The following is a 23,141-nucleotide window of genomic DNA, read 5'->3' as shown; positions in this document are numbered from 1 at the left end:
CTATGCGTATTCTGATGATCATCGATGGCCTGCCGGGAGGCGGCGCGGAAAAAGTGGTGCTGACCCTGTGTCAGGGCATGCAGCAACAGGGGCACGACGTCAGTCTGATCTCGCTGCGCGACGTCTGCAATTACTCTATTCCACCGGGCATTGATTATCAGGTGCTGGCCGATCGCAGCCGTGCCCCCTGGCGCAAGCTGACCGAGCTGTCGCGCCGCGCCGCCGCGCTGGATCGCGCGATAGCCGAACACGAGCGCCAACACGGCGCGTTCGATCTGGTGTTCTCCAACCTGCATAAAACCGATCGCATCGTCAGCCGCAGCAAGCGGTTGGCCGCGGATCGCCTGTGGTTCTGCATTCACGGCATCCTCTCCACCTCCTACCTCGGTCACCGCAAGGGTCTCGATCGCTGGCTGAAGCAACGCAAAATCGCCAACGTTTACCAGGGAAGAAATATCGTCGCCGTTTCACAGGCGGTCGGCGACGATCTGCAGCGGAACTTGCCGATCCGCCCGCGCCGGTTGGCGGTCATCAACAACCCGTTCGACATCGACGCCATTCAGCAACAGGCGGCGGCGCCTTGCGAACTGGCCGGCCAGGGCTATCTGGTGCACGTCGGCCGCTTTCACACCACCAAGCGGCATGACCGCCTGTTGAAAGCCTATGCGCTCTCCGGCATTCAGGCACCGCTGGCCTTGATCGGGTCCGGTGACGACGCCAAAGTCGACGAGGTCAAACGTCTGGCGACAGACTTGGGCATCGCAGAGCGCGTGTTGTTCCTCGGTTTCCAGAGCAATCCCTATCCGTTTATTCGTCATGCCTCGCTGCTGGTGCTCAGCTCCGACAGCGAAGGGTTTGGCAACGTACTGGTAGAATCGCTGCTGTGCGGCACACCGGTGGTCAGCACTCGCTGCCCGGGCGGCCCTGCGGAAATTCTGGAAAAAGCCGGCATGGCTAACGCGCTGGCGGAATTAAACGAAGCGTCGCTGGCAGAAAAAATGGCGGAGGTTTACGCCAACCCGCCGCAGATAAATCAACAGCAATTGCTGAGCTATGGGCTTGAGCCTATTTGCCATCAATATATTGAGCTGAAAGAAGAATAATAAAAAAATAAATAAGGCAGGGGATGCCTGCCTTATTTTCTTCGTTAGTTGAGCGCCTGCATTTTCTGCCAAACCTCATCGACAGAAACATCTTCACAGTGCCCCGATTCACTTTGCAAAATATGATGGCGGCCAGTCCATGGATGCCAGGACACTTTATCGGTATCGCCAAAGAACACCACCATGTCCTTATTCAACGCAGCAGCAAGATGCATCTGCCCACCGTCGCTGCACAGCACCCGGTCACATAAATCAAACCCGCCCAACAGCTCACGCACCGACGCCGTCGGATAAAGCGCGACGCGTTCGTTTTGACACAGCGCCAGCAGCTGTTCGGCGCGCTGCTGATCGCCGATGTCGTCCGGTGCCAACGTGCCCTGCGGCGACCAAAAGATCAGCACGCCGGTGTGGGGATCGGCAACCAGACGGTTGATGATTTCGGCATAGCGCTCAACCGGCCAACGCCGTTTCGGGCTGCGGCTGCTGATGTGCACGGCGCATACGCGCTCGACCGGCGGCAGACGTTCCTGCCGCCGCTGCGCCGCCAATTGCCGCTCTTCAGGCGCCAGAAACACCCGCACCGGCGGGATCGGAATGGATTGATCGGTTATCGCCGATAAATAGCTGTAGGTGTGCTCGACCTGATGGAGGCCGCGGAAATCGTCCTTGCGGAACGGGCGATGAATATCTTTCGTGCCCAGATCGGCGCCGATGATATGGGTGGCCCCGGCCATTTTCGCTAGACGCAGGCTGTATTTGCAAGGCACCGGGTTGGCCAGAATAACCGCATCGAACTTTATTTTGCGCAGCTTCAGGAAGATCATCATGCGTTCAAAATAAACGCCCAACGTGGTCTCATTTTTCGCCTTGTGCTTGGCCTTTTTATAGACAAAGACTTTCTCGAGATGAGGATTGTTTTTAACAACATCCTGGCTGACTTTATTGATCAGCAGATAAACTTTTGCGTCCGGATAGGCAATTTTCACCCCCTCAATCAAGGGCGTGGTGCAAACAAGATCGCCGATGTTGTCGCGGCGAATAATTAAAATATTCTTCATTCCGAGCCTGTCGGCGAAATCGCTCGCCGGTTGTCTGAAACTGACACCCAAGGTTACCAAATTAGCGCCTTTCCCTTCCAGTTATGGTACTATTCCGAATAACCCATATAAATGAAATTGATAGAATGTTGCTGCGTTTATATCAGGTACTACTCTACCTCATCCAACCCCTGATCTGGCTCCGCTTACTGCTGCGCAGCCGCAAAGCTCCAGCCTACCGTAAACGCTGGGCGGAACGCTATGGCTTCTGCGCCGGGAAAGTCGTGCCAGGCGGCATCATGCTGCATTCCGTCTCCGTCGGCGAAACGCTGGCGGCCATCCCGCTGGTGCGGGCGCTGCGCCATCGTTACCCCGCTTTGCCGATAACTGTGACCACAATGACCCCGACAGGTTCAGAACGCGTCCAGTCCGCTTTTGGCAAAGACGTGCATCATGTCTATCTGCCCTACGATCTGCCCGGCGCCATGAACCGCTTCCTCGACCAGGTGAATCCCAAGCTGGTGATCATCATGGAAACCGAGCTATGGCCTAACCTGATCAACGCGCTGCATCAGCGGCAAATCCCCCTGGTGATCGCCAATGCGCGTCTGTCGGCCCGCTCCGCCGCCGGCTATAAGAAAATTGGCGGATTCATGCGCGATATGCTGCGCCGCATCACGCTGATCGCCGCACAGAACCAGGAAGATGGCGATCGATTTATCGAACTGGGCCTGAAACGCTCGCAGCTGGCCGTAACCGGCAGCCTGAAATTCGATATCTCCGTCACCCCGGAGCTGGCCGCCCGCGCCGTTACATTGCGCCGCCAATGGGCGCCGCGCCGCCCGGTGTGGATCGCCACCAGCACCCATGACGGTGAAGAAACCATCCTGCTGGAAGCGCACCGCAAGCTGCTGGAAAAACACCCTGACCTGCTGCTGATCCTGGTGCCGCGTCACCCGGAACGCTTCCCGACAGCCAAAGAGCTGGTGCAGAAGGCCGGCTTCAGTTACACCCTGCGCAGCAGCGGCGAAATCCCGTCCGGCAGCACCCAGGTGGTGATCGGCGATACCATGGGCGAACTGATGCTGCTGTACGGCATCGCCGATCTGGCCTTTGTCGGCGGCAGCCTGGTGGAACGCGGCGGTCACAACCCGCTGGAAGCCGCCGCGCACGCCATCCCGGTGTTGATGGGCCCGCATACTTTCAACTTTAAAGACATCTGCGCCAAGCTCTCCCAAGCCGAAGGCCTGATCACCGTGACCGATGTCGATTCGCTGGTGAAGGAAGTGGCAACCCTGCTGACCGACGAAGACTACCGTCGTTACTACGGCCGCCATGCGGTGGAAGTGCTGTATCAGAATCAGGGAGCGTTGCAGCGCCTGCTGCAGCTGCTGGAACCGCACCTGCCGCCCCGGAGTCACTGAATGAGCAGCCGCAAAAGCCTGTCGGTGGTGATGATCGCCAAAAACGAAGCCGGGCTGTTGCCGGACTGCCTGCGCTCGGTCGAGTGGGCCGATGAAATCATTGTGCTGGACTCCGGCAGCGAAGACGACAGCGTCGCCGTCGCCGAAAGCCTGGGCGCCAAAGTCTTCACCCACACCGACTGGCAAGGGTTTGGCAAGCAGCGTCAGCTGGCGCAAAGCTACGCCAGCCATGACTACGTTTTGATGATCGACGCCGACGAACGCGTTACACCCGAGCTGCGGCAATCTATCGAACAGGTGTTGAACGCGCCGGAGGACGGCGCCGTCTACAGCTGCGCGCGGCGCAACCTGTTCCTCGGCCGCTTCATGCGCCACAGCGGCTGGTATCCCGACCGCGTCAACCGCCTGTACGCCAACCAACGCTATCGCTATAACGACGATCTGGTGCACGAGTCGCTGAACATCGGCGACGCCAAAGTGATCCCCCTCAGCGGCGATATGCTGCACCTGACCTGCCGCGATTTCTTCGCCTTCCAGCGCAAACAGCTGCGCTACGCCGAAGAGTGGGCCACCCAGCGCCACCGGGCCGGCAAGCGTTGCGGCTATTTGTCCATCTTGACCCACACGCTCGGCGCCTTCGTCAAAACCTGGCTGCTGCGCGCCGGCTTCCTGGATGGCAAACAGGGGTTGCTGTTAGCGGTGGTCAACGCGCAATATACCTTCAATAAATATGCCGCATTATGGGCATTGGGCCGCAACTACTCAGAGAAGTGAATCATGACCAGCAAAGCCATCTATCCCGGGACGTTCGATCCCATGACCAACGGCCACCTGGATTTAGTGACGCGCGCGTCGCTAATGTTCGATCACGTCATTCTGGCCATCGCCGCCAGCCCGAGCAAAAAACCGCTGTTCAGCCTGGATGAGCGCGTGGCGTTAGCGACGCAGGTCACCTCACATCTGGGCAATGTTGAGGTACTGGGCTTCAGCGAACTGATGGCACACTTCGCCGCGCACCAGAATGCCAATATCCTGGTGCGTGGCCTGCGTGCGGTGTCTGACTTTGAATATGAATTGCAGCTGGCGAACATGAACCGCCATTTGATGCCAACGCTGGAAAGCGTATTTCTGATGCCTTCCGAAGAGTGGTCGTTCATCTCCTCCTCACTGGTGAAGGAGGTCGCCCGCCACGGCGGCGATATCGCGCCTTTCCTGCCCGATGTGGTCACCCAGGCGCTGATGGCGAAGCTCGCCGCCGAGTGATCGGCTCAGCGCTGGCAGCGGCGGCAAAAGAAGGTGCTGCGCTGCCCGTGCTTGGCAGATTCGATCGGCGTGCCGCACGCGCGGCACGGTTCTCCCGCCCGGCCGTAAACCTGCAACTCCTGCGCGAAATACCCCGGTTTGCCATCCGACTGCAAAAAGTCGCGCAATGTCGTGCCGCCCTGCTCGATAGAGCGCTGCAACACCGCCTTGATGGTCTTCGCCAGCAGTTCCGCTTCGGCTTTGCTCAAGGATCCCGCCGGACGATCGGGCAGGATCCCGGCGCTGAACAGCGATTCGCTGGCGTAAATGTTACCAACGCCGACCACCAACTTGTTATCCATCAGCCACGGTTTGATCAGCGTGCGCTTATTGCGTGATTTTTCATACAGGTAATCGCCGTTGAACGCTTCGCTCAGCGGTTCCGGCCCCAGATGCGCCAACACGCTGCTGGTCGCCAGGTCTTCGCACCACAGCCAGGCGCCGAAACGGCGCGGATCGGTATAGCGCAGGATCATGCCGTTGCTGATCACCAGATCGACGTGGTCGTGTTTGCCGGCTTCGTCTTCGTTTTCCTCGCGCAGCATGCGCAGGCTGCCCGACATGCCCAGGTGCACGATAATCCAACCGTTCTCCAGCTCGATCAGCAGGTATTTGGCCCGGCGCTGCACGCTGAGCACCGGCCGATCGCTCAGCGTTAGGATCTGCTCGGAAACCGGCCAGCGCAGGCGCGCGTTGCGCACCACCGCATACTGAATGCTGTGGCCGACAAGATAAGGCTCTATACCGCGTCTGCTCGTCTCAACTTCCGGTAATTCAGGCATCTGGCTTCCCCTCCGACGTTTTCTACCCTTTATAAAACAAAAAACCCGGCCAAGGCCGGGTTTTTCATTAATCCACTAAAATTATTTAATTTTAGCTTCTTTGTATACTACGTGCTGACGGACAACTGGATCGAATTTCTTCAGTTCCAATTTTTCCGGCTTAGTACGCTTGTTCTTCGTGGTGGTATAGAAGTGACCAGTACCAGCAGAAGAAACCAGCTTGATCTTCTCGCGAACACCTTTAGCCATGATTCAGTTCCTTAATACTTCTCACCACGGGCACGCAGATCGGCCAGAACCGTCTCAATACCCTTCTTATCGATAACACGCATACCTTTAGCAGATACACGCAGAGTTACAAAGCGCTTCTCAGCCTCAACCCAAAAACGGTGTGAGTGCAGGTTAGGCAGAAAACGGCGTTTGGTCGCGTTCATTGCGTGGGAACGGTTGTTACCGCTCACCGGGCGCTTGCCAGTAACTTGGCAGACTCGGGACATGTCTATTCTCCAAAAATCAAATCAGCTCGAGCTTCGTATAGGGTATGGCCGCCTCGTCAGGCTTTTAGAGCCCATCTCAGCAAACTTCATACTGAGGAGACTCTCGTCATCAGGTAGAAACCACACATCAGGTCAGAAACCTGCTGAGATAGGCTCTTGCGCCAAACCCAAGATTCTCAAAGGTGGCGTAGTATACGCTCTGAAGCGTAAGTGCTCAAGTCCCGAACAGCTAAAGATCCCACAAGGATCGCGAAAAAATCGCTTAAAGCCATCCGCGCTCGGCAAAAGAGACGCATTCACCCCGACCGATCACCAAATGATCAAGCACTCGGATCTCCAATAACTGACAGGCTTTCACCACCTGTTCCGTTATTAAACGGTCGGCATGACTGGGTTCAGCCTTACCCGAAGGGTGATTATGCGCGAGAATCAGCGCGGCGGCATTAGCCTTCAACGCTTCACGCACAATTTCTCTCGGGTAGACGACGACGCTGCTGATGGTACCAGCAAACATCTCCTGATGGCGAATAACCCGATGCTGATTGTCTAAAAACAATACCAAAAAGACCTCTCGCTCGCGATGCGCCAGCAGGCTTTGCAGATAATGCTGGGTGACGCGCGGGTTGAGCATGGCGTTTTCCTGCGACAAGTGGCTGGAAAAGAAGCGCAGCGCCAGCTCGGCAATCGCCTGCAGTTGGGTATAGCTGGCGTCGCCCAGGCCTTTTTGGCTGCAAAAAGCCTGATGATCGGCCGACATCAGGTGATAAAGCGAGCCGAACCGGCGCAGCAGTTGCTCCGCCAACTGCATCACATGCACGCCGGGCAACCCGGTGCGCAAGAAAATGGCCAACAGCTCTGCGTCAGACAGCGACGCCGCCCCCTGCATCAACAGTTTTTCACGCGGCGCCAACGCGCCCGGCCAGCACGCCACAATCGGGTTGCTCATCGTGTTCCTCCCTGAAAGGGCTACAGCATGCCATGCGCCACCCGACGCGTTCGACAGGTGTTTGATAACATTGCGAAGTGTTTCGCAAAGCACAATGTAACGCCCTGCAGCCATTGCGGAATCGCTCACCTGAACGGCGGATATGCTAAAATGGCGCATCTTTCGGCTTTCAATCGGACAATGATGATGACGGGACTTTCCGGCAAACATATTGTGCTTGGCATCAGCGGCGGCATCGCCGCCTACAAATGCCCAGAGCTGGTGCGCCGCCTGCGCGACAGGGGCGCGGAAGTGCGCGTGGTGATGACCAACGCCGCCAAGGCGTTCATTACGCCGCTGACGCTGCAGGCCGTTTCCGGCCATCCGGTGTCCGACGATCTGTTGGATCCCGCCGCCGAAGCCGCCATGGGCCACATCGAGCTCGGCAAATGGGCGGATCTGGTGATTCTGGCGCCGGCGACCGCCGATCTGCTGGCGCGCGTCGCCGCCGGCATGGCCAACGATCTGCTGACCACCGTCTGCCTGGCGACCGACGCACCTATCGCCGCCGCGCCCGCCATGAACCAGCAGATGTATCGCGCCGCCGCCACGCAGGCCAACCTGCAAACGCTGCAGGCGCGCGGCATGCTGCTCTGGGGACCGGACAGCGGCAGCCAGGCCTGCGGCGACGTCGGCCCGGGCCGCATGCTGGATCCGCTGGACATCGTCGAACTGGCGAACGGCCATTTCTCTGTCACGCAGGATCTGCAACATTTGCAGGTTATGATCACCGCCGGCCCGACGCGTGAAGCGTTGGATCCGGTGCGTTTCATCAGCAATCACAGCTCCGGCAAAATGGGCTTCGCCATCGCCCGCGCCGCCGCCGCCCGCGGCGCGCAGGTGACGCTGATCGCCGGGCCGGTGAGCCAGCCGACGCCGCCAAAGGTCACACGTGTGGACGTCACCAGCGCACTGGAGATGGAACAGGCGGTGCAACAACGCGCCGCTCAGCAGCAGATTTTCATCTCCTGCGCCGCCGTAGCCGACTACCGCCCCGAGCGGATCGCCGATGAAAAAATAAAAAAACAGGGTGATGAAATCGTCCTCAAGATGGTAAAAAACCCCGATATCGTCGCCGGCGTGGCGGCGATGACCAAAAATCGACCGTTTGTCGTGGGGTTTGCCGCCGAAACCCAGAATGTGGAAGAATACGCGCGGCAAAAACTGGCGCGTAAGAAGCTGGATTTGATTTGCGCTAACGATGTATCGCTTGCAGAGCACGGGTTCAACAGCGACACCAATGCCCTGCATCTTTTTTGGCAGGATGGAGAGAAACGCCTGGCGCTGAGCGACAAGGCACTCCTTGGCCAACGTTTAATAGACGAGATAGTCAGCCGTTATGATGAAAAAAATCGACGTTAAGATCCTCGACCCGCGCATCGGTCAGGATTTCCCGCTACCGACCTACGCCACTCCGGGCTCCGCCGGTCTCGACCTGCGCGCCTGCCTGGACAGCGCGGTGGAGCTGGCGCCGGGTGAAACCACGCTGCTGCCTACCGGTCTCGCGATCCATATCGCCGACGCCGGCCTGGCGGCGGTGATCCTGCCGCGCTCAGGCCTGGGCCATAAGCACGGCGTCGTGCTGGGCAATCTGGTCGGCCTGATAGACTCCGATTATCAGGGCCAGCTGATGGTGTCCGTCTGGAACCGCGGCCAGAAGCACTTCACCATCGAGCCGGGTGAACGCATCGCGCAGATGGTCTTCGTGCCGGTGGTGCAGGCCGAATTCAACCTGGTGGAAGAGTTCGACAGCAGCGAACGCGGCGAAGGCGGCTTCGGCCACTCGGGGCGCCACTAAGCGCTACCCAATGTACGATGGCCGGCAGGGAAACGTCGCCTGAACCTTGCCTTTCCGGGGAGAAGGATGTCTCTGCGGCAAGGTTTTACCGCGACAATTGCAGCGCACACCAGGCAGCGCGGAAAAAGGCCGTTAAGGCCGCTGACCCCAGCATCGTAAAAAAGCTATCACATAAGCCGCACAGAGCCTGCTCTGCAGCGGCCGGTGCCCGGGTTTCCGTCAGTTAAGTTTTAGCAAGGGTCTAATCAGACATGGCAGAAAAAGAAAAGACGAAAAGGAATCGGCGCGAGGAAATATTGCAGGCGTTAGCCCAGATGCTGGAATCCAGCGACGGCAGCCAACGCATCACCACCGCCAAGCTCGCCGCGAACGTGGGTGTTTCTGAAGCTGCGCTGTACCGGCATTTCCCCAGCAAGACACGGATGTTCGACAGTCTGATCGAGTTTATCGAAGACAGCCTGATCACCCGCATCAACCTGATCTTGCAGGACGAGAAAGAGACGTTTAATCGTCTGCGCCTGATTTTGCTGCTGATTCTGGGCTTTGCGGAACGCAACCCGGGGCTGACGCGCATCATGACCGGCCACGCGCTGATGTTTGAACAGGATCGCCTGCAGGGCCGCATCAACCAGCTGTTCGAACGCATCGAGGCGCAGCTGCGCCAGGTGTTGAAAGAGCGCAAATTGCGCGAAGGCAAAGGCTTTATCGTCGATGAAACGCTGCTGGCCAGCCAGCTGCTGGCCTTCTGCGAAGGCATGTTGTCGCGCTATGTGCGTTCGGAATTCCGCTATCGTCCCACGCAGGAATTCGACGCCCGCTGGCCGCTCTTGGCAGCACAGTTGCAATAACGATAACGCCGGGCATGCCCGGCGTTTTACTTACACCCCGTACTGCTCGCGGTAAGCGCGCACCGCCGCCAGGTGGTCCGCCATCTCCGGTTTCTCTTCCAGGTAGGCAATCAGGTCTTTCAGCGTCACGATCGAAATCACCTTGCAGTGATAGTCGCGTTCCACTTCCTGGATGGCGGAGATATCCGCGCGGCCGCGTTCTTGACGGTCGAGGGAGATCAGCACGCCCGCCAGCGAAGCGCCGCTGGCGCCGATGATTTCCATCGACTCGCGGATCGCGGTGCCGGCGGTGATCACATCGTCCACCAGCATCACGCGCCCCTGCAGCGGGCTGCCCACCAGCGAACCGCCTTCGCCATGGGTCTTGGCTTCCTTGCGGTTAAAGCAGTAAGGCACGTCGCGCTCATGGTGTTCCGCCAGCGCCACCGCCGTGGTGGTGGCGATAGGAATGCCTTTATAGGCCGGGCCAAACAGCAGGTCGAAATCGATGCCGGAATCCATCAGGGCTTCGGCGTAGAAGCGCCCCAACAGCGCAAGATCGCGCCCAGTATTAAACAGGCCGGCGTTGAAGAAATACGGGCTGGTGCGGCCGGATTTCAGGGTGAACTCGCCGAACTTCAATACCTGCTTGTTAAGCGCGAACTCGATGAACTGGCGCTGATAGGCTTTCATTACTGCTTCTCCTCGTCTGAATCTGCTTGGGTCTTGTCATTACTACCGCCCGATCGCCGGGCATAAAAAAGGCGACTTCTCAGTCGCCTTGAAAAATCAGTCCACCAGCGCCGCTTTCTGCGCCTGGAAGATGGTTTCGATGCCCCCTCGGGCCAGCGCCAATAGCGCCAACAGCTCATCGTGGCTGAACGGCTCGCCTTCGGCGGTGCCCTGCACTTCAATCATGCGGCCGTCTTCCATCATCACCACGTTCATGTCGGTTTCCGCCGCGGAATCTTCCACATACTCCAGATCGCACAGCGCTTCGCCATTGACGATGCCGACGGAAACCGCCGCCACCATCCCCTTCATCGGGTTAGCTTTCAGCTTGCCGTTAGCCACCAGGGTGTTCAGCGCATCGGCCAGCGCCACGCAGGCGCCGGAGATGGAGGCAGTGCGGGTACCGCCGTCGGCCTGCAGTACGTCGCAGTCGAGGGTGATGGTGAATTCACCGAGCTTTTTCAGATCCACCGCGGCGCGCAGCGAGCGGGCGATCAGGCGCTGGATCTCCAGCGTGCGGCCGCCCTGCTTGCCTTTGGCGGCTTCACGGGCGTTGCGGCTGTGGGTGGAACGCGGCAGCATGCCGTACTCGGCGGTGATCCAACCTTGCCCCTGGCCTTTCAGGAAGCGCGGAACGCCCTCTTCTACCGTGGCGGTGCACAAGACTTTGGTATCGCCAAACTCAACCAGCACTGAACCTTCAGCGTGTTTAGTATAGTGACGGGTCAGTGTCAGGGGGCGAACTTGCTGTGGTGCTCTGCCTGCAGGACGCATGGGCTCTCTCCGGCTTCAAATCAACTATTGGCTGCGCATTATACGGGCTTCGTGACGTAATGCCTATCCTGCCCGCAGCCGCGACGCTATAATCGCCCCATCTTTTCCTATTACGGGTACGCATCAATGATCCGCAGCATGACCGCCTACGCCCGGCGTGAAATCAAGGGTGAATGGGGCAGCGCAGCCTGGGAGCTGCGTTCCGTTAACCAGCGCTACTTAGAAACCTACATCCGCCTGCCGGAACAATTCCGCAGCCTGGAGCCGGTGATCCGTGAACGTATCCGTGGCCGCCTGACCCGCGGCAAAGTCGAATGCAACCTGCGTTTCGAATTGGATCCAAGCGCGCAAAGCTCGCTGATCCTGAACGAAAAGCTGGCCAAACAGCTGGTCGAAGCCGCCAACTGGGTGAAAATGCAAAGCGACGAAGGGGAAATCAACCCGATCGACGTGCTGCGCTGGCCGGGCGTGATGTCCGCGCAGGAGCAGGATCTGGACGCCATCAGCGCCGAGCTGATGCAGGCGCTGGACGGCGCGCTGGATGACTTTATCGTCGCACGCGAAAGCGAAGGCGCCGCGCTGAAAACGCTGATCGAACAGCGTCTCGACGGCGTCAGCGCCGAAGTGGTCAAAGTGCGCGCCCAGATGCCGAACATCCTGCAATGGCAGCGCGAGCGCCTGGTCAGCAAGCTGGAAGAGGCGCAGGTGCAGCTGGAAAACACCCGCCTGGAGCAGGAGCTGGTGCTGATGGCGCAGCGCATCGACGTCGCCGAAGAGCTGGACCGTCTGGAAGCGCACGTGAAAGAGACGCACAACATCCTGAAGAAGAAAGAAGCCGTCGGCCGCCGCCTCGACTTTATGATGCAGGAGTTCAACCGCGAATCGAACACCCTGGCCTCCAAGTCGATCAATGCCGACGTCACCGCCTCCGCCATCGAGCTGAAAGTGCTGATCGAGCAAATGCGCGAGCAGATCCAGAACATCGAGTGATCCCGCTCCACACGCCATCAAGCCCGCGCCACGCGGGCTTTTTTATGGCTGCAGATCAGCGATAGGCGGCCGCCTGCTCCTCACCGATCAACCCCATTTTCTGCAGCTGCACCGCAATGCTCCAGGTTGAGCGTTCGAACTCATCGCTCAGCGCTTCCAGCGTCGCCCCGGCCGCATGGCTCTCGCGCAGCCGCAGCTTTTCCTCTTCCGGCCAGGGGAAGTAGGCATTGGCCGGCCGCCCCTCGGCCAGATTCTTCTGCCGCTTCTCCTCCGGCGTCAGCCGGGCTTTTTTCTGCGGTTCGGCTTCACCGTCGAACTCGTTGGCCAACGCGAACAGCAGGCGGATAGCCTCCGGCGCGCAGGCCGCCGAAGCCGGTCTCAACAGCTCGCCGGTGTCGGGATTAACGCCGTTGGCCAGCGCCCTGAGCAACGTGCCGGTATTCATTGTTCGTCTCCTTGTCCGAGAAAATGCGCCGGTCGTAGCGCCTTGTTCAGGCATTTTTCTCCGCTTCCCTCGAGAAAACCACGCTTTACGCCATGAAAAAGTGCCAGTTGCGAGCCAGATTCCAGGCGCCTGAACGTGCGGGACGGTGGTTGCATCAGGCTGCGAGCCGGCAGGCATCATGGAAGACGGCTCACTAAGGCACTTCGGGGGCTTATGAAAAACTGCCGAGCAGCGCGTGTGGATGACATTTGGCAAGATATCCCGCACGCCATAAGTATTTTGTTCTAATTATCACGCAAGGTAATGAAAGGACGGCGATGCTGTGGCTAAATGTGTTTTTTTCCTGCCCGTGAACCGTACGGACCGTTTATGCCACAAATTCTGCAATTTATTATGGCCCTGGTGGTGATCATCGCCCTGGCGCTGCTGGTCAGCAATAATCGCAAGAAAATCCGCCTGCGCTATATCATCCAGCTGTTGGTGATCGAAGGCGCGCTGGCCTACTTCTTCCTGCACTCCGCCAGCGGGCTCAGCGTGATCAAACACGTCGCCGGCTTCTTCGACACCCTGCTCGCCTACGCCGCCCAAGGCTCGGAGTTCGTATTCGGCGGCATGAGCAAGGATGGCCTGGCGTTCATCTTCCTCGGCGTTTTGTGTCCTATCATCTTTATTTCCGCCCTGATCGGCATTTTGCAGCATTTCCGCATCCTGCCACTGATCATCCGCCTGGTGGGCACCCTGCTGTCCAAGGTCAACGGCATGGGCAAGCTGGAATCGTTCAACGCCGTCAGCACGCTGGTGCTGGGGCAGTCAGAGAACTTCATCGCCTACAAGGGCATCATCGGCGACATCTCGCCGCGCCGCATGTACACCATGGCCGCGACCGCCATGTCGACGGTATCGCTCTCCATCGTCGGCGCCTACATGTCGATGATCGACGCGCAGTACGTGGTGGCGGCGTTGATCCTTAATATGTTCAGCACCTTCATCATCCTGTCGATCATCAACCCGTATCAGGTCGAAGACGAGCCGGAGCTGAAGCTGAACAAGCTGCACGAAGATCAGAGCTTCTTCGAAATGCTGGGCGAGTACATTCTGGCCGGCTTCAAGATTGCGATGATCATCGCGGCGATGCTGATCGGCTTTATCGCGCTGATCTCCGCCGTCAACGCGCTGTTCTCGGCGGTGCTCGGCATCAGCTTCCAGCAGATCCTCGGCTACGTGTTCTATCCGCTGGCCTGGCTGATCGGCATCCCGGCGGAGGAGGCCCTGAAGGCGGGCAGCATCATGGCGACCAAACTGGTGGCCAACGAATTCGTGGCGATGATTGAACTGAAGAAGATCGCGGCGGAGCTGTCGCCGCGCGGGCTGGGCATTTTGTCGGTGTTCCTGGTGTCGTTCGCCAACTTCGCCTCCATCGGCATCGTCGCCGGCGCCATCAAAGGACTGAACGAGCAGCAAGGCAACGTGGTTTCCCGTTTTGGCCTGAAGCTGGTTTACGGCTCGACGCTGGTGAGCCTGTTGTCAGCAGCCATCGCCGGCCTGGTGCTGTAATCCTCACTCCCGGCCAGGCGGCCGGGAGTGCGTTTTAAAACGCCACGCACACCGGCGCATCCACCCGCATCACCGAATCCTGCGCAAACTGCTGCTTATAGCCGCTGCGCAGCGCCTCGATATTCGCCTCGCTCTCTTTGCCCGGCGCATGGATCAGCAGCAGCGCCTTGCTGTTCTCGCGCGCCAGTTTGCCGTCGTGGCCCAGCCACTGCCCTTTGGCATCAAACACCGTCAGCCCGTCTTTAAAACGCGGCGTCACCTGGCTATCGACGAAGGTTTGCCACTCGGCGGCGGTGATCGCCGGCCCCGCCGGCCGGTTCAGGCCGAAGTAGAGCGTTGTCTGCACCAGCGGATCGCCGGTGCGGCAAGCCGGGGCGGGTGACGTTGTCTGGTGGCCTGGCGCCACGCAGCCGCTCAGCAGCAGGGCGGCAGCCATCACGGCGCAGACGGCCAGTTTCGGGGAGTTTTTCATCTGCAATCTCGATTTTTCGGTTGAAGGATTCGCTGCAAAAATCATAGTCAGCGATGGAAATTAGCGCGAAATTTCTAATGCTTTCATTAACAGCAAGATGTTAAAAAAGGCTGGTTATCGGCAATAAAAATGGTGTTTGGATTAGCTATATTAATCCGAAATGCCATCGGTGAAAAAAACTCAGTGGCGCGCGCCATCGGCGGCGATTACCCTGCCGGCCATCATTCTGACGCAAGTACGCTGTGAATCCCTTATGTTACTGAGCATCCTTTATATCATCGGCATCACCGCCGAAGCCATGACCGGCGCGTTGGCGGCCGGCCGCCGCCAAATGGACATGTTCGGCGTGATCATCATCGCCTCGGTCACCGCGATCGGCGGCGGGTCGGTGCGCGATATGTTGCTCGGGCATTTTCCGTTGGGCTGGGTCAAACACCCGGAATACATCGTCATCGTCGCAATAGCGGCAATCGTCACCACCTGGGTGGCCCCCCTGATGCGCCATCTGCGCCGCCTGTTCCTGGTGCTCGACGCCGTCGGCCTGATTGTCTTCTCGATCATCGGCGCGCAGGTGGCGCTGGATATGGGGCACAGCGCGATTATCGCCGCCATCGCCGCGGTGATCACCGGCGTCTTCGGCGGGGTGCTGCGCGACATGTTCTGCAACCGCATCCCGCTGGTGTTCCAGAAAGAGATCTACGCCGGCATCTCCTTCAGCGCCGCCTGGCTGTATATCGGCCTGCAGCACCTCAGCCTGCCGCACAATCTGGTGGTGATCCTCACCTTGGTCGCCGGCCTGAGCGCGCGTCTTATCGCCCTGCGCTTCCGCCTCGGTCTGCCGGTGTTCAACTACCAACATCCGGATCACTGATCCCGGGGCGGCAGCGCGCCGCCGCTGGGCCAAAACTGCCAAAATATTGCTCTTCAGCGCGCATATTCGCCCTTTCGACGCTTTTTCCGCGCAAAGCCACGGGCAAAATGCGAGCTAACGCTGCACCCGGCGCGTTAGCCGTGTATACTGTGCGGAGAAAATACACATCCGCTGTTTTTGGCATATCAACCGTTATCAACGAACATCATCATGGCTCAAGGCACGCTTTATATTGTCTCTGCTCCCAGTGGCGCAGGTAAATCAAGTCTGATTCAGGCTTTGTTAAAGACGCAACCGCTGTACGACACGCAGGTTTCGGTTTCGCACACCACGCGCGACAGCCGCCCGGGTGAAAATCACGGCGAGCACTATTTCTTCGTCTCGAAAGACGAATTCCGCCGGATGATCGAGCAGGATGCGTTTCTTGAGCACGCCGAAGTGTTCGGCAACTATTACGGCACTTCGCGCGCCGCCATCGAACAAGTCTTGTCGACCGGCGTGGACGTGTTTCTGGATATCGACTGGCAGGGCGCGCAGCAAATCCGCGCCAAAATGCCGCAGGCGCGCAGCATCTTCATTCTGCCGCCATCGAAGGAAGAACTGGGCCGCCGCCTGCGCGGGCGCGGGCAGGATTCCGAAGAGGTGATCGCCAAACGCATGGCCCAGGCCGTGGCGGAAATGACGCATTACGCGGAGTACGATTACCTGATCGTGAACGATGATTTCGATCTGGCGCTGTCCGATCTGAAGACCATCATTCGCGCCGAACGCCTGCGTTTGGGCCGCCAGTTGCTGCGGCATGACGCTTTAATCAGCAAACTATTGGCAGACTGAAGGCAGTTTCAGTATCATGCCCAGTCTTTTCGTCACCTGTGGAGTAGCACAAATATGGCACGCGTAACTGTTCAAGACGCTGTAGAGAAAATTGGTAACCGTTTTGACCTGGTGTTGGTCGCTGCTCGTCGGGCGCGTCAGATCCAGACCGGCGGCAAAGATGCACTGGTTCCGGAAGAGAACGACAAGTACACCGTTATCGCCCTGCGCGAAATCGAAGAAGGCCTGATCACCAGCCAGATCCTCGACGTGCGTGAGCGCCAGGAGCAGCAAGAGCAGGAAGCCGCAGAGATTCAAGCGGTTACCGCGATTGCTGAAGGTCGTCGTTAATTAGACAGCGAGTCCGCCTTGTACCTGTTTGAAAGCCTGAATCTGCTGATTCAACGTTACCTGCCCGAGGAGCAGATTAAGCGCCTCAAACAGGCATACCTCGTCGCGCGCGACGCGCACGAGGGCCAGACACGCTCCAGCGGTGAGCCCTACATTACTCACCCGGTCGCCGTGGCCTGCATCCTGGCGGAAATGCGTCTCGACCACGAGACGCTGATGGCGGCGTTGCTGCACGACGTCATCGAAGACACCCCGGCCACCTATCAAGATATGGAACAGCTGTTCGGCAAGAGCGTCGCCGAACTGGTCGAGGGCGTCTCCAAGCTCGACAAGCTGAAGTTCCAGGACAAGAAAGAAGCGCAGGCGGAAAACTTCCGCAAGATGATCATGGCGATGGTGCAGGATATCCGCGTCGTGCTGATCAAGCTGGCCGACCGTACGCACAACATGCGCACCCTCGGTTCGCTGCGCCCCGACAAACGCCGGCGCATCGCGCGTGAAACCCTGGAAATCTACAGCCCCCTCGCCCACCGTCTGGGTATTCATCACCTGAAAACCGAGCTGGAAGAGCTGGGCTTCGAGGCGCTGTACCCAAACCGCTACCGCGTGATCAAGGAAGTGGTGAAAGCCGCGCGCGGCAACCGCAAAGAGATGATTCAAAAAATCCTCTCCGAGATCGAAGGGCGGCTGACCGAGGCCGGCATCGCCTGCCGCGTCAGCGGAAGGGAAAAACACCTTTACTCCATCTACCTCAAGATGCACCTGAAAGAACAGCGTTTTCATTCCATCATGGATATCTACGCGTTCCGGGTGATCGTCAAAGAGGTCGATACCTGCTACCGCGTGCTCGGCCAGGTGCACAGCCTGTATAAACCGCGCCCGGGGCGGGTGAAAGATTACATCGCCATTCCCAAGGCCAACGGCTATCAATCGCTGCATACCTCACTGATCGGCCCGCACGGCGTGCCGGTCGAAGTGCAGATCCGCACCGAAGACATGGATCAGATGGCTGAGATGGGGGTGGCCGCGCACTGGGCTTACAAGGAAAGAGAACAGGGCGAAACCGGCACCACGGCGCAGATCCGCGCCCAGCGCTGGATGCAAAGCCTGCTGGAGCTGCAGCAAAGTGCCGGCAGTTCGTTTGAATTTATCGAGAGCGTCAAATCCGATCTGTTCCCGGATGAGATTTACGTTTTCACCCCGGAAGGCCGCATCGTCGAGCTGCCCGCCGGCGCCACGCCGGTCGACTTCGCCTATGCGGTGCATACCGATATCGGCCATGCCTGCGTCGGCGCGCGCGTCGATCGTCAGCCGTACCCGCTGTCGCAGTCGCTGACCAGCGGCCAGACCGTCGAGATCATCACCGCGCCGGGCGCACGGCCCAACGCCGCCTGGCTGAACTTCGTGGTCAGCTCGAAAGCGCGCGCCAAGATTCGCCAGATGTTGAAGAACCTCAAGCGCGACGACTCCGTCGGCCTCGGCCGCCGTCTGCTCAACCATGCGCTGGGCGGCAGCCGCAAACTGGCCGAAATCCCGCAGGAAAATATTCAGCACGAGCTGGATCGCATGAAGCTGGCGACGCTGGACGATCTGCTGGCGGAAATTGGCCTCGGCAACGCCATGAGCGTGGTGGTGGCGAAGAACCTGCAGGGCGATCAGTCCAGCCTGGGCACCTCTTCCGGCGTGCGCAACCTGGCCATCAAGGGCGCCGACGGCGTATTGATCACCTTCGCCAAGTGCTGCCGTCCGATTCCGGGCGACCCGATTATCGCTCACGTCAGCCCGGGCAAAGGGCTGGTGATCCACCATGAATCCTGCCGCAATATTCGCGGCTATCAGAAAGAGCCTGAGAAGTTCATGGCGGTCGAGTGGGATAAAGAGACCGAGCAGGAGTTCATCGCCGAGATCAAGGTGGATATGTTTAACCACCAGGGCGCGCTGGCCAACCTGACGGCGGCGATCAACGCGGCCGAGTCCAATATTCAGAGCCTGAACACCGAAGAGAAAGACGGTCGGGTTTATAGCGCCTTTATCCGCTTGACCACCCGCGATCGCATCCATTTGGCAAACATTATGCGTAAAATCCGTATCATGCCGGATGTGATCAAAGTTAACCGCAACCGAAACTAGCGCTTATGAGTCCTGAACGCTATGCGCGGATTTGTGAAATGCTCGCGACCCGGCAGCCGGATTTGACGGTCTGCCTGGAGCAGGTGCACAAGCCGCATAACGTCTCCGCCATTATCCGTACCGCCGACGCCGTCGGCGTGCATCAGGTCCACGCCGTGTGGCCCACCACCCGCATGCGCACCCTGGTCTCCTCCGCCGCCGGCAGCAACAGCTGGGTCAGCGTTAAAACCCACCGTACCATCGGCGACGCGGTCGGGCACCTGAAAACGCAGGGCATGCAAATTCTGGCTACCAACCTGTCTGCGCGCGCGGTCGATTTCCGCGAGGTGGACTACACCCGGCCAACCTGCGTGCTGCTCGGCCAGGAAAAAACCGGCATCACCGAAGAAGCGCTGGCGCTCGCCGATCAGGACATCGTCATTCCGATGATCGGCATGGTGCAATCGCTCAACGTCTCCGTGGCTTCGGCGCTGATCCTGTATGAGGCGCAGCGCCAGCGGCAAAACGCCGGCCTGTACCGTCGCGACAACAGCATGCTGGACGAAGAAGAGCAGCAGCGTCTGCTGTTCGAAGGCGGTTACCCGGTGCTGGCCAACGTGGCCAAGCGCAAAGGGCTGCCGCGCCCGCAGATCGATGAACAGGGCCAGGTGGTCGCCAGCGCCGAATGGTGGGCGGCCATGCAGGCGACGGTGCGCAAATGAAAGGCCGCCTGCTGGATGCTGTCCCACTCACCACGCTTTCCGGGGTTGGCGCCAGCCAGGCGGGCAAATTGGCCAAACTCGGCCTCGACACCATTCAGGATCTGCTGCTGCACCTGCCGCTGCGCTACGAAGACCGCACCCGCCTCTATCCGATCAACGATCTGCTGCCGGGCATCTACGCCACGGTAGAGGGGGAAGTGCTGCGCAGCGACATCAGTTTCGGCCGCCGCCGCATGCTGACCTGCCAGATCAGCGACGGCACCGGCATCCTCACCATGCGGTTCTTCAACTTCAACGCCGCGATGAAAAACAGCCTGGCCACCGGCCGCCGCGTGACCGCCTACGGCGAGATCAAACGCGGCAACCACGGCGCGGAAATCATCCATCCGGAATACCGCATTCAGGGCGAAGCCAGCGAAGTCGAGCTGCAGGAGTCGCTGACGCCGGTTTACCCCACCACCGAGGGGGTGCGGCAGGCCACGCTGCGCAAGCTGACCGATCAGGCGCTGGCGCTGCTGGATACCTGCGCCATCGCCGAACTGCTGCCGCCGGAGCTGAGCGGCGGCCTGATGAGCCTGCCGCAGGCGCTGCACACCCTGCACCGCCCGCCGCCGGACATCCAGCTGGCGGATCTGGAGCTGGGCAAACACCCGGCGCAAAAACGCCTGATCCTCGAAGAGCTGTTGGCGCATAACCTCAGCATGCTGGCGGTGCGCGCCGGCGCCCAGAGTTACCGGGCGCAGCCGCTGCTGCCGGACGATCGGTTGAAAAACCGTTTTCTCGCCCAGCTGCCGTTCTCGCCGACCGGCGCGCAAACGCGCGTGGTGGCCGACATCGAAGCCGATATGCAAAAAGACTTCCCGATGATGCGGCTGGTGCAGGGCGACGTCGGCTCCGGCAAAACGCTGGTGGCGGCGCTGGCGGCGCTGCGCGCCATCGCGCACGGCAAACAGGTGGCGCTGATGGCGCCGACCGAGCTGCTGGCCGAGCAGCACGCCAACAATTTCCGCCAGTGGTTTGAACCGCTGGGGCTGGAGGTCGGCTGGCTGGCCGGCAAACAGAAAGGCAAGGCGCGCATCGCGCAGCAGGAAGCCATCGCCAGCGGCCAGGTGTCAATGGTGGTCGGCACCCACGCCATCTTCCAGGAGCAGGTACAGTTCAACGGCCTGGCGCTGGTGATCATCGATGAGCAGCACCGCTTCGGGGTACATCAGCGGCTGGCGCTGTGGGAGAAAGGCGAAGAGCAAGGCTTCCACGCCCATCAGCTGATCATGACCGCCACGCCGATCCCGCGCACGCTGGCGATGACCGCCTATGCCGATCTCGACACCTCGGTCATCGACGAGCTGCCTCCGGGCCGCACGCCGGTGACCACCGTCGCCATTCCCGATACTCGCCGCGCCGACATCATTCAACGGGTGAAGAGCGCCTGCCTGGAAGAGGGGCGGCAGGCTTACTGGGTGTGTACGCTGATCGAGGAATCTGAGCTGCTGGAAGCGCAGGCGGCGGAAGCCACCTGGGAGGAATTGAAAGCCGCATTGCCGGAGCTGAAGGTGGCGCTGGTGCACGGCCGCATGAAAGCGCAGGAGAAGCAGGCGGTGATGCAGGCGTTTAAACAGGGCGAGCTGCAGCTGCTGGTCGCCACCACGGTGATCGAAGTCGGCGTCGACGTACCGAACGCCAGCCTGATGATCATCGAAAACCCGGAGCGGCTGGGCCTGGCGCAGCTGCACCAGCTGCGCGGCCGCGTAGGGCGCGGCGCGGTGGCCTCACACTGTGTGCTGCTGTACAAAACGCCGCTGAGCAAAACCGCGCAAACGCGCCTGCAGGTGCTGCGCGACAGCAACGACGGCTTTGTCATCGCCCAGCGCGATCTGGAGATCCGCGGCCCAGGCGAGCTGCTCGGCACCCGCCAGACCGGCAGCGCCGAATTCAAGGTGGCGGACCTGCTGCGCGACCAGGCGATGATCCCCGAAGTGCAGCGCGTCGCTCGCCACCTCCACCAGCACTACCCGGAACACGCCCAGGCGCTGATTGAACGCTGGCTGCCGGAGAAGGCGCGCTACTCCAACGCATAAAAAAGGGCGCCGACGGCGCCCTCTTCTTTTTTTCTGGCTCGCGATATCACCCCACCGCCGGGAACACCGGCAGCAGCAGATACAGCTTGATGACGATGGCATTGGCGATATCGATAAAGAACGCCCCCACCATCGGCACCACCAAAAACGCCACGTGCGACGGGCCGAAACGATCGGTGATCGCCTGCATGTTGGCGATCGCCGTCGGCGTGGCACCCATGCCGAAGCCGCAGTGGCCGGCGGCCAGCACCGCCGCGTCGTAGTTCTTGCCCATCACCCGGTAGGTGACGAATATCGCGTACAGCGCCATCACCAGCGTCTGCACCGCCAGGATCGCCAGCATCGGCAGCGCCAGCGAGGCCAGCTCCCACAGGCGCAGGCTCATCAACGCCATCGCCAGGAACAGCGACAGGCTGACGTTACCCAACACCGACACCGCCCGCTCGAACACGGTATAGAAGCCGGTGAAGGCCAGCGTGTTGCTGAGGATCACCCCGACGAACAGCACGCAAACGAAGTTCGGCAGTTCAAACACAGTGCCGCTCAGCAGGCCGGCAATCAACTGCCCCAGGCTCAGACAGATGGCGATCATGGCGATGGTTTCGATCATCACCAGCGAGGTGATGAGACGGCCGCTTTCCGGCTTCTCAAAACCGCTCGGCTGCACGCTGTCATCCGGGGTGCCTTCCGGCGTAGAGGAGTGTTTGACCAGATAGCGCGCCACCGGGCCGCCGATCAGACCGCCCAGCACCAGGCCGAAGGTGGCACAGGCCATGGCGACTTCCGTCGCGTTTTCAAAACCGTAGCGCTCGATGAACAGCTTGCTCCAGGCCGCCCCGGTGCCGTGGCCACCCGACAGGGTGATCGATCCGGCAATCAGGCCCATCAGCGGATCCAGCCCCAGCATTTTCGCCATGCCGATGCCGATGGCGTTCTGCACGATAAGCAGCCCCAGCACCACGAACAGGAACACTACCAGCACTTTGCCGCCGGCGCGCAAACGCGCCAGGTTGGCGTTCAGGCCGATGGTGGCGAAGAAGGCCAGCATCAGCGGATCCTTCAGCGACATGTCAAAACTGACTTCCCAGTTGACGAGCTTTTTCAGGGCTAACAGCAGAAGGGCCACCAGCAAACCGCCGGCGACGGGAGCGGGAATGGTATATTTTCGCAGCAGGGGAATGGTTCTGACGCACTTGCCCCCGAGGAGCAAAACCAGCGTCGCCGCGACTAACGTGCCATAAGTATCAAGATGAAACATCCAGGTACTCCATGTAAGGGAAAAGATCCAAATAAAAATAATAAGTTATAGAAAACCACTTAGTTTTTAAACTTGATGAGTGCAGGATTAGAAGTAAAAAACGCTGAGATGACAAGAAAAAATGAATGAAAATGCGACATAAACGGGAAAGTCGGCAACATAATATTTACGCGCAACCGTTTGCTTTTGCGGGGCGGGGCATTAAAATGCCTGCTTT

General features: G+C 59.7%; 25 protein-coding genes. 15 read left to right on the top strand and 10 right to left on the bottom strand.

Annotated elements, in window-relative coordinates; all coding sequences use genetic code 11:
* Positions 1 to 2: 2 nt before the first annotated feature.
* Positions 3 to 1,103 carry a glycosyltransferase gene (locus ACOWVD_RS23150; RefSeq protein ID WP_197800729.1) on the top strand — a complete coding sequence of 367 codons (1,101 nt, stop codon included), beginning with the start codon at positions 3 to 5 and terminating at the stop codon, positions 1,101 to 1,103.
* A gap of 44 nt (positions 1,104 to 1,147) precedes the next feature.
* Here the strand turns inward: ACOWVD_RS23150 and ACOWVD_RS23145 are convergent, their stop codons facing one another.
* Positions 1,148 to 2,161, bottom strand: coding sequence for a glycosyltransferase family 9 protein (locus ACOWVD_RS23145; protein WP_060557971.1), 1,014 nt, complete (start codon positions 2,159 to 2,161; stop codon positions 1,148 to 1,150).
* A gap of 125 nt (positions 2,162 to 2,286) precedes the next feature.
* On the opposite strand from ACOWVD_RS23145, the gene waaA reads away from it, so the two are divergent.
* The 3 genes from waaA to coaD are packed head-to-tail and all read left to right on the top strand — an operon-like array spanning position 2,287 to position 4,827.
* Complete coding sequence (gene waaA, locus ACOWVD_RS23140) at positions 2,287 to 3,564, top strand: lipid IV(A) 3-deoxy-D-manno-octulosonic acid transferase (protein ID WP_015379436.1); 1,278 nt, start codon at positions 2,287 to 2,289, stop codon at positions 3,562 to 3,564.
* Positions 3,565 to 4,338, top strand: coding sequence for a glycosyltransferase family 2 protein (locus tag ACOWVD_RS23135; RefSeq protein ID WP_049240849.1), 774 nt, complete (start codon positions 3,565 to 3,567; stop codon positions 4,336 to 4,338).
* A gap of 3 nt (positions 4,339 to 4,341) precedes the next feature.
* The gene (gene coaD, locus ACOWVD_RS23130) at positions 4,342 to 4,827 is read left to right on the top strand and encodes a pantetheine-phosphate adenylyltransferase (RefSeq protein ID WP_033631353.1); all 486 of its coding nucleotides are present in this window, start codon (positions 4,342 to 4,344) and stop codon (positions 4,825 to 4,827) included.
* Between the two features lie 5 nt (positions 4,828 to 4,832).
* On the opposite strand, the gene mutM is transcribed toward coaD, so the two are convergent.
* The 4 genes from mutM to radC all read right to left on the bottom strand — a co-directional run bounded on the left by mutM (position 4,833) and on the right by radC (position 7,091).
* Positions 4,833 to 5,648, bottom strand: a complete 816-nt coding sequence (mutM, locus tag ACOWVD_RS23125; protein ID WP_028128080.1) for a bifunctional DNA-formamidopyrimidine glycosylase/DNA-(apurinic or apyrimidinic site) lyase — start codon at positions 5,646 to 5,648, stop codon at positions 4,833 to 4,835.
* An 81-nt stretch (positions 5,649 to 5,729) separates the two neighbouring features.
* On the bottom strand, positions 5,730 to 5,897 hold the full coding sequence (rpmG, locus tag ACOWVD_RS23120; protein ID WP_002442576.1) for a 50S ribosomal protein L33: 168 nt from the start codon (positions 5,895 to 5,897) through the stop codon (positions 5,730 to 5,732).
* 11 nt (positions 5,898 to 5,908) lie between these two features.
* A complete protein-coding gene (gene rpmB / locus ACOWVD_RS23115; protein ID WP_004931195.1) occupies positions 5,909 to 6,145 on the bottom strand; it encodes a 50S ribosomal protein L28 in 237 nt (78 codons plus the stop codon).
* Between the two features lie 262 nt (positions 6,146 to 6,407).
* Complete coding sequence (gene radC / locus ACOWVD_RS23110; RefSeq protein ID WP_004931197.1) at positions 6,408 to 7,091, bottom strand: RadC family protein; 684 nt, start codon at positions 7,089 to 7,091, stop codon at positions 6,408 to 6,410.
* A gap of 183 nt (positions 7,092 to 7,274) precedes the next feature.
* Here radC and coaBC point away from each other — a divergent pair, with 183 nt between their 5' ends.
* The 3 genes from coaBC (at position 7,275) to slmA (ending at position 9,776) form a co-directional block, all read left to right on the top strand.
* A complete protein-coding gene (gene coaBC / locus ACOWVD_RS23105; protein WP_421105791.1) occupies positions 7,275 to 8,492 on the top strand; it encodes a bifunctional phosphopantothenoylcysteine decarboxylase/phosphopantothenate--cysteine ligase CoaBC in 1,218 nt (405 codons plus the stop codon).
* Positions 8,470 to 8,928, top strand: coding sequence for a dUTP diphosphatase (dut, locus tag ACOWVD_RS23100; RefSeq protein ID WP_016929680.1), 459 nt, complete (start codon positions 8,470 to 8,472; stop codon positions 8,926 to 8,928). Before coaBC ends, dut begins: the two co-directional genes overlap by 23 nt.
* Before the next feature lie 251 nt (positions 8,929 to 9,179).
* Positions 9,180 to 9,776: a nucleoid occlusion factor SlmA gene (gene slmA / locus ACOWVD_RS23095; protein WP_004931203.1), complete on the top strand. Its 597-nt coding sequence runs from the start codon at positions 9,180 to 9,182 to the stop codon at positions 9,774 to 9,776.
* Between the two features lie 30 nt (positions 9,777 to 9,806).
* Here the strand turns inward: slmA and pyrE are convergent, their stop codons facing one another.
* The gene (gene pyrE, locus ACOWVD_RS23090) at positions 9,807 to 10,448 is read right to left on the bottom strand and encodes an orotate phosphoribosyltransferase (protein WP_004931204.1); all 642 of its coding nucleotides are present in this window, start codon (positions 10,446 to 10,448) and stop codon (positions 9,807 to 9,809) included.
* A gap of 96 nt (positions 10,449 to 10,544) precedes the next feature.
* Positions 10,545 to 11,261 (bottom strand): ribonuclease PH, encoded by a 717-nt coding sequence (rph, locus tag ACOWVD_RS23085; RefSeq protein WP_004931205.1) that lies wholly within the window; start codon positions 11,259 to 11,261, stop codon positions 10,545 to 10,547.
* Positions 11,262 to 11,387: 126 nt separating this feature from the next.
* On the opposite strand from rph, the gene ACOWVD_RS23080 reads away from it, so the two are divergent.
* Positions 11,388 to 12,251: a YicC/YloC family endoribonuclease gene (locus tag ACOWVD_RS23080; protein WP_015379441.1), complete on the top strand. Its 864-nt coding sequence runs from the start codon at positions 11,388 to 11,390 to the stop codon at positions 12,249 to 12,251.
* Positions 12,252 to 12,306: 55 nt separating this feature from the next.
* On the opposite strand, the gene ACOWVD_RS23075 is transcribed toward ACOWVD_RS23080, so the two are convergent.
* Positions 12,307 to 12,696 carry a hypothetical protein gene (locus ACOWVD_RS23075; RefSeq protein WP_049240850.1) on the bottom strand — a complete coding sequence of 130 codons (390 nt, stop codon included), beginning with the start codon at positions 12,694 to 12,696 and terminating at the stop codon, positions 12,307 to 12,309.
* 369 nt (positions 12,697 to 13,065) lie between these two features.
* Between ACOWVD_RS23075 and ACOWVD_RS23070 the strand changes: the two genes are divergently transcribed.
* On the top strand, positions 13,066 to 14,250 hold the full coding sequence (locus ACOWVD_RS23070) for a NupC/NupG family nucleoside CNT transporter (protein WP_004931212.1): 1,185 nt from the start codon (positions 13,066 to 13,068) through the stop codon (positions 14,248 to 14,250).
* Positions 14,251 to 14,284: 34 nt separating this feature from the next.
* Here ACOWVD_RS23070 and ACOWVD_RS23065 read toward each other — a convergent pair whose 3' ends face one another.
* Positions 14,285 to 14,722 (bottom strand): DUF3574 domain-containing protein, encoded by a 438-nt coding sequence (locus ACOWVD_RS23065; protein WP_049240852.1) that lies wholly within the window; start codon positions 14,720 to 14,722, stop codon positions 14,285 to 14,287.
* Positions 14,723 to 14,975: 253 nt separating this feature from the next.
* Between ACOWVD_RS23065 and ACOWVD_RS23060 the strand changes: the two genes are divergently transcribed.
* The 6 genes from ACOWVD_RS23060 (at position 14,976) to recG (ending at position 21,666) form a co-directional block, all read left to right on the top strand.
* Positions 14,976 to 15,593 (top strand): trimeric intracellular cation channel family protein, encoded by a 618-nt coding sequence (locus tag ACOWVD_RS23060; protein WP_025304704.1) that lies wholly within the window; start codon positions 14,976 to 14,978, stop codon positions 15,591 to 15,593.
* Positions 15,594 to 15,803: 210 nt separating this feature from the next.
* Positions 15,804 to 16,427, top strand: a complete 624-nt coding sequence (gmk, locus tag ACOWVD_RS23055; RefSeq protein ID WP_033636481.1) for a guanylate kinase — start codon at positions 15,804 to 15,806, stop codon at positions 16,425 to 16,427.
* Between the two features lie 54 nt (positions 16,428 to 16,481).
* Positions 16,482 to 16,757 carry a DNA-directed RNA polymerase subunit omega gene (gene rpoZ, locus ACOWVD_RS23050; protein ID WP_004931221.1) on the top strand — a complete coding sequence of 92 codons (276 nt, stop codon included), beginning with the start codon at positions 16,482 to 16,484 and terminating at the stop codon, positions 16,755 to 16,757.
* Positions 16,758 to 16,775: 18 nt separating this feature from the next.
* The gene (gene spoT, locus ACOWVD_RS23045) at positions 16,776 to 18,887 is read left to right on the top strand and encodes a bifunctional GTP diphosphokinase/guanosine-3',5'-bis pyrophosphate 3'-pyrophosphohydrolase (RefSeq protein WP_004931224.1); all 2,112 of its coding nucleotides are present in this window, start codon (positions 16,776 to 16,778) and stop codon (positions 18,885 to 18,887) included.
* Between the two features lie 5 nt (positions 18,888 to 18,892).
* Positions 18,893 to 19,588 (top strand): tRNA (guanosine(18)-2'-O)-methyltransferase TrmH, encoded by a 696-nt coding sequence (gene trmH / locus ACOWVD_RS23040; protein ID WP_049240854.1) that lies wholly within the window; start codon positions 18,893 to 18,895, stop codon positions 19,586 to 19,588.
* Positions 19,585 to 21,666: an ATP-dependent DNA helicase RecG gene (recG, locus tag ACOWVD_RS23035; RefSeq protein WP_049240868.1), complete on the top strand. Its 2,082-nt coding sequence runs from the start codon at positions 19,585 to 19,587 to the stop codon at positions 21,664 to 21,666. Before trmH ends, recG begins: the two co-directional genes overlap by 4 nt.
* A 46-nt stretch (positions 21,667 to 21,712) precedes the next feature.
* Here recG and gltS read toward each other — a convergent pair whose 3' ends face one another.
* On the bottom strand, positions 21,713 to 22,924 hold the full coding sequence (gene gltS / locus ACOWVD_RS23030; RefSeq protein WP_004931230.1) for a sodium/glutamate symporter: 1,212 nt from the start codon (positions 22,922 to 22,924) through the stop codon (positions 21,713 to 21,715).
* Between the last annotated feature and the right edge of the window lie 217 nt (positions 22,925 to 23,141).

Source organism: Serratia sp. SA088, assembly GCF_049065515.1.
Classification (GTDB): Bacteria; Pseudomonadota; Gammaproteobacteria; order Enterobacterales; family Enterobacteriaceae; genus Serratia; species Serratia nematodiphila.
This window is presented reverse-complemented; position numbering and strand designations above follow the sequence as displayed.

Excerpts from the sequence above, each read along its gene's own strand:
- ACOWVD_RS23150 (WP_197800729.1), top strand. The coding sequence starts at position 3 with ATGCGTATTCTGATGATCATCGATGGCCTGCCGGGAGGCGGCGCGGAA.
- ACOWVD_RS23145 (WP_060557971.1), bottom strand. The coding sequence starts at position 2,161 with ATGAAGAATATTTTAATTATTCGCCGCGACAACATCGGCGATCTTGTT.
- waaA (WP_015379436.1), top strand. The coding sequence starts at position 2,287 with ATGTTGCTGCGTTTATATCAGGTACTACTCTACCTCATCCAACCCCTG.
- ACOWVD_RS23135 (WP_049240849.1), top strand. The coding sequence starts at position 3,565 with ATGAGCAGCCGCAAAAGCCTGTCGGTGGTGATGATCGCCAAAAACGAA.
- coaD (WP_033631353.1), top strand. The coding sequence starts at position 4,342 with ATGACCAGCAAAGCCATCTATCCCGGGACGTTCGATCCCATGACCAAC.
- mutM (WP_028128080.1), bottom strand. The coding sequence starts at position 5,648 with ATGCCTGAATTACCGGAAGTTGAGACGAGCAGACGCGGTATAGAGCCT.
- rpmG (WP_002442576.1), bottom strand. The coding sequence starts at position 5,897 with ATGGCTAAAGGTGTTCGCGAGAAGATCAAGCTGGTTTCTTCTGCTGGT.
- rpmB (WP_004931195.1), bottom strand. The coding sequence starts at position 6,145 with ATGTCCCGAGTCTGCCAAGTTACTGGCAAGCGCCCGGTGAGCGGTAAC.
- radC (WP_004931197.1), bottom strand. The coding sequence starts at position 7,091 with ATGAGCAACCCGATTGTGGCGTGCTGGCCGGGCGCGTTGGCGCCGCGT.
- coaBC (WP_421105791.1), top strand. The coding sequence starts at position 7,275 with ATGATGACGGGACTTTCCGGCAAACATATTGTGCTTGGCATCAGCGGC.
- dut (WP_016929680.1), top strand. The coding sequence starts at position 8,470 with ATGATGAAAAAAATCGACGTTAAGATCCTCGACCCGCGCATCGGTCAG.
- slmA (WP_004931203.1), top strand. The coding sequence starts at position 9,180 with ATGGCAGAAAAAGAAAAGACGAAAAGGAATCGGCGCGAGGAAATATTG.
- pyrE (WP_004931204.1), bottom strand. The coding sequence starts at position 10,448 with ATGAAAGCCTATCAGCGCCAGTTCATCGAGTTCGCGCTTAACAAGCAG.
- rph (WP_004931205.1), bottom strand. The coding sequence starts at position 11,261 with ATGCGTCCTGCAGGCAGAGCACCACAGCAAGTTCGCCCCCTGACACTG.
- ACOWVD_RS23080 (WP_015379441.1), top strand. The coding sequence starts at position 11,388 with ATGATCCGCAGCATGACCGCCTACGCCCGGCGTGAAATCAAGGGTGAA.
- ACOWVD_RS23075 (WP_049240850.1), bottom strand. The coding sequence starts at position 12,696 with ATGAATACCGGCACGTTGCTCAGGGCGCTGGCCAACGGCGTTAATCCC.
- ACOWVD_RS23070 (WP_004931212.1), top strand. The coding sequence starts at position 13,066 with ATGCCACAAATTCTGCAATTTATTATGGCCCTGGTGGTGATCATCGCC.
- ACOWVD_RS23065 (WP_049240852.1), bottom strand. The coding sequence starts at position 14,722 with ATGAAAAACTCCCCGAAACTGGCCGTCTGCGCCGTGATGGCTGCCGCC.
- ACOWVD_RS23060 (WP_025304704.1), top strand. The coding sequence starts at position 14,976 with ATGTTACTGAGCATCCTTTATATCATCGGCATCACCGCCGAAGCCATG.
- gmk (WP_033636481.1), top strand. The coding sequence starts at position 15,804 with ATGGCTCAAGGCACGCTTTATATTGTCTCTGCTCCCAGTGGCGCAGGT.
- rpoZ (WP_004931221.1), top strand. The coding sequence starts at position 16,482 with ATGGCACGCGTAACTGTTCAAGACGCTGTAGAGAAAATTGGTAACCGT.
- trmH (WP_049240854.1), top strand. The coding sequence starts at position 18,893 with ATGAGTCCTGAACGCTATGCGCGGATTTGTGAAATGCTCGCGACCCGG.
- recG (WP_049240868.1), top strand. The coding sequence starts at position 19,585 with ATGAAAGGCCGCCTGCTGGATGCTGTCCCACTCACCACGCTTTCCGGG.
- gltS (WP_004931230.1), bottom strand. The coding sequence starts at position 22,924 with ATGTTTCATCTTGATACTTATGGCACGTTAGTCGCGGCGACGCTGGTT.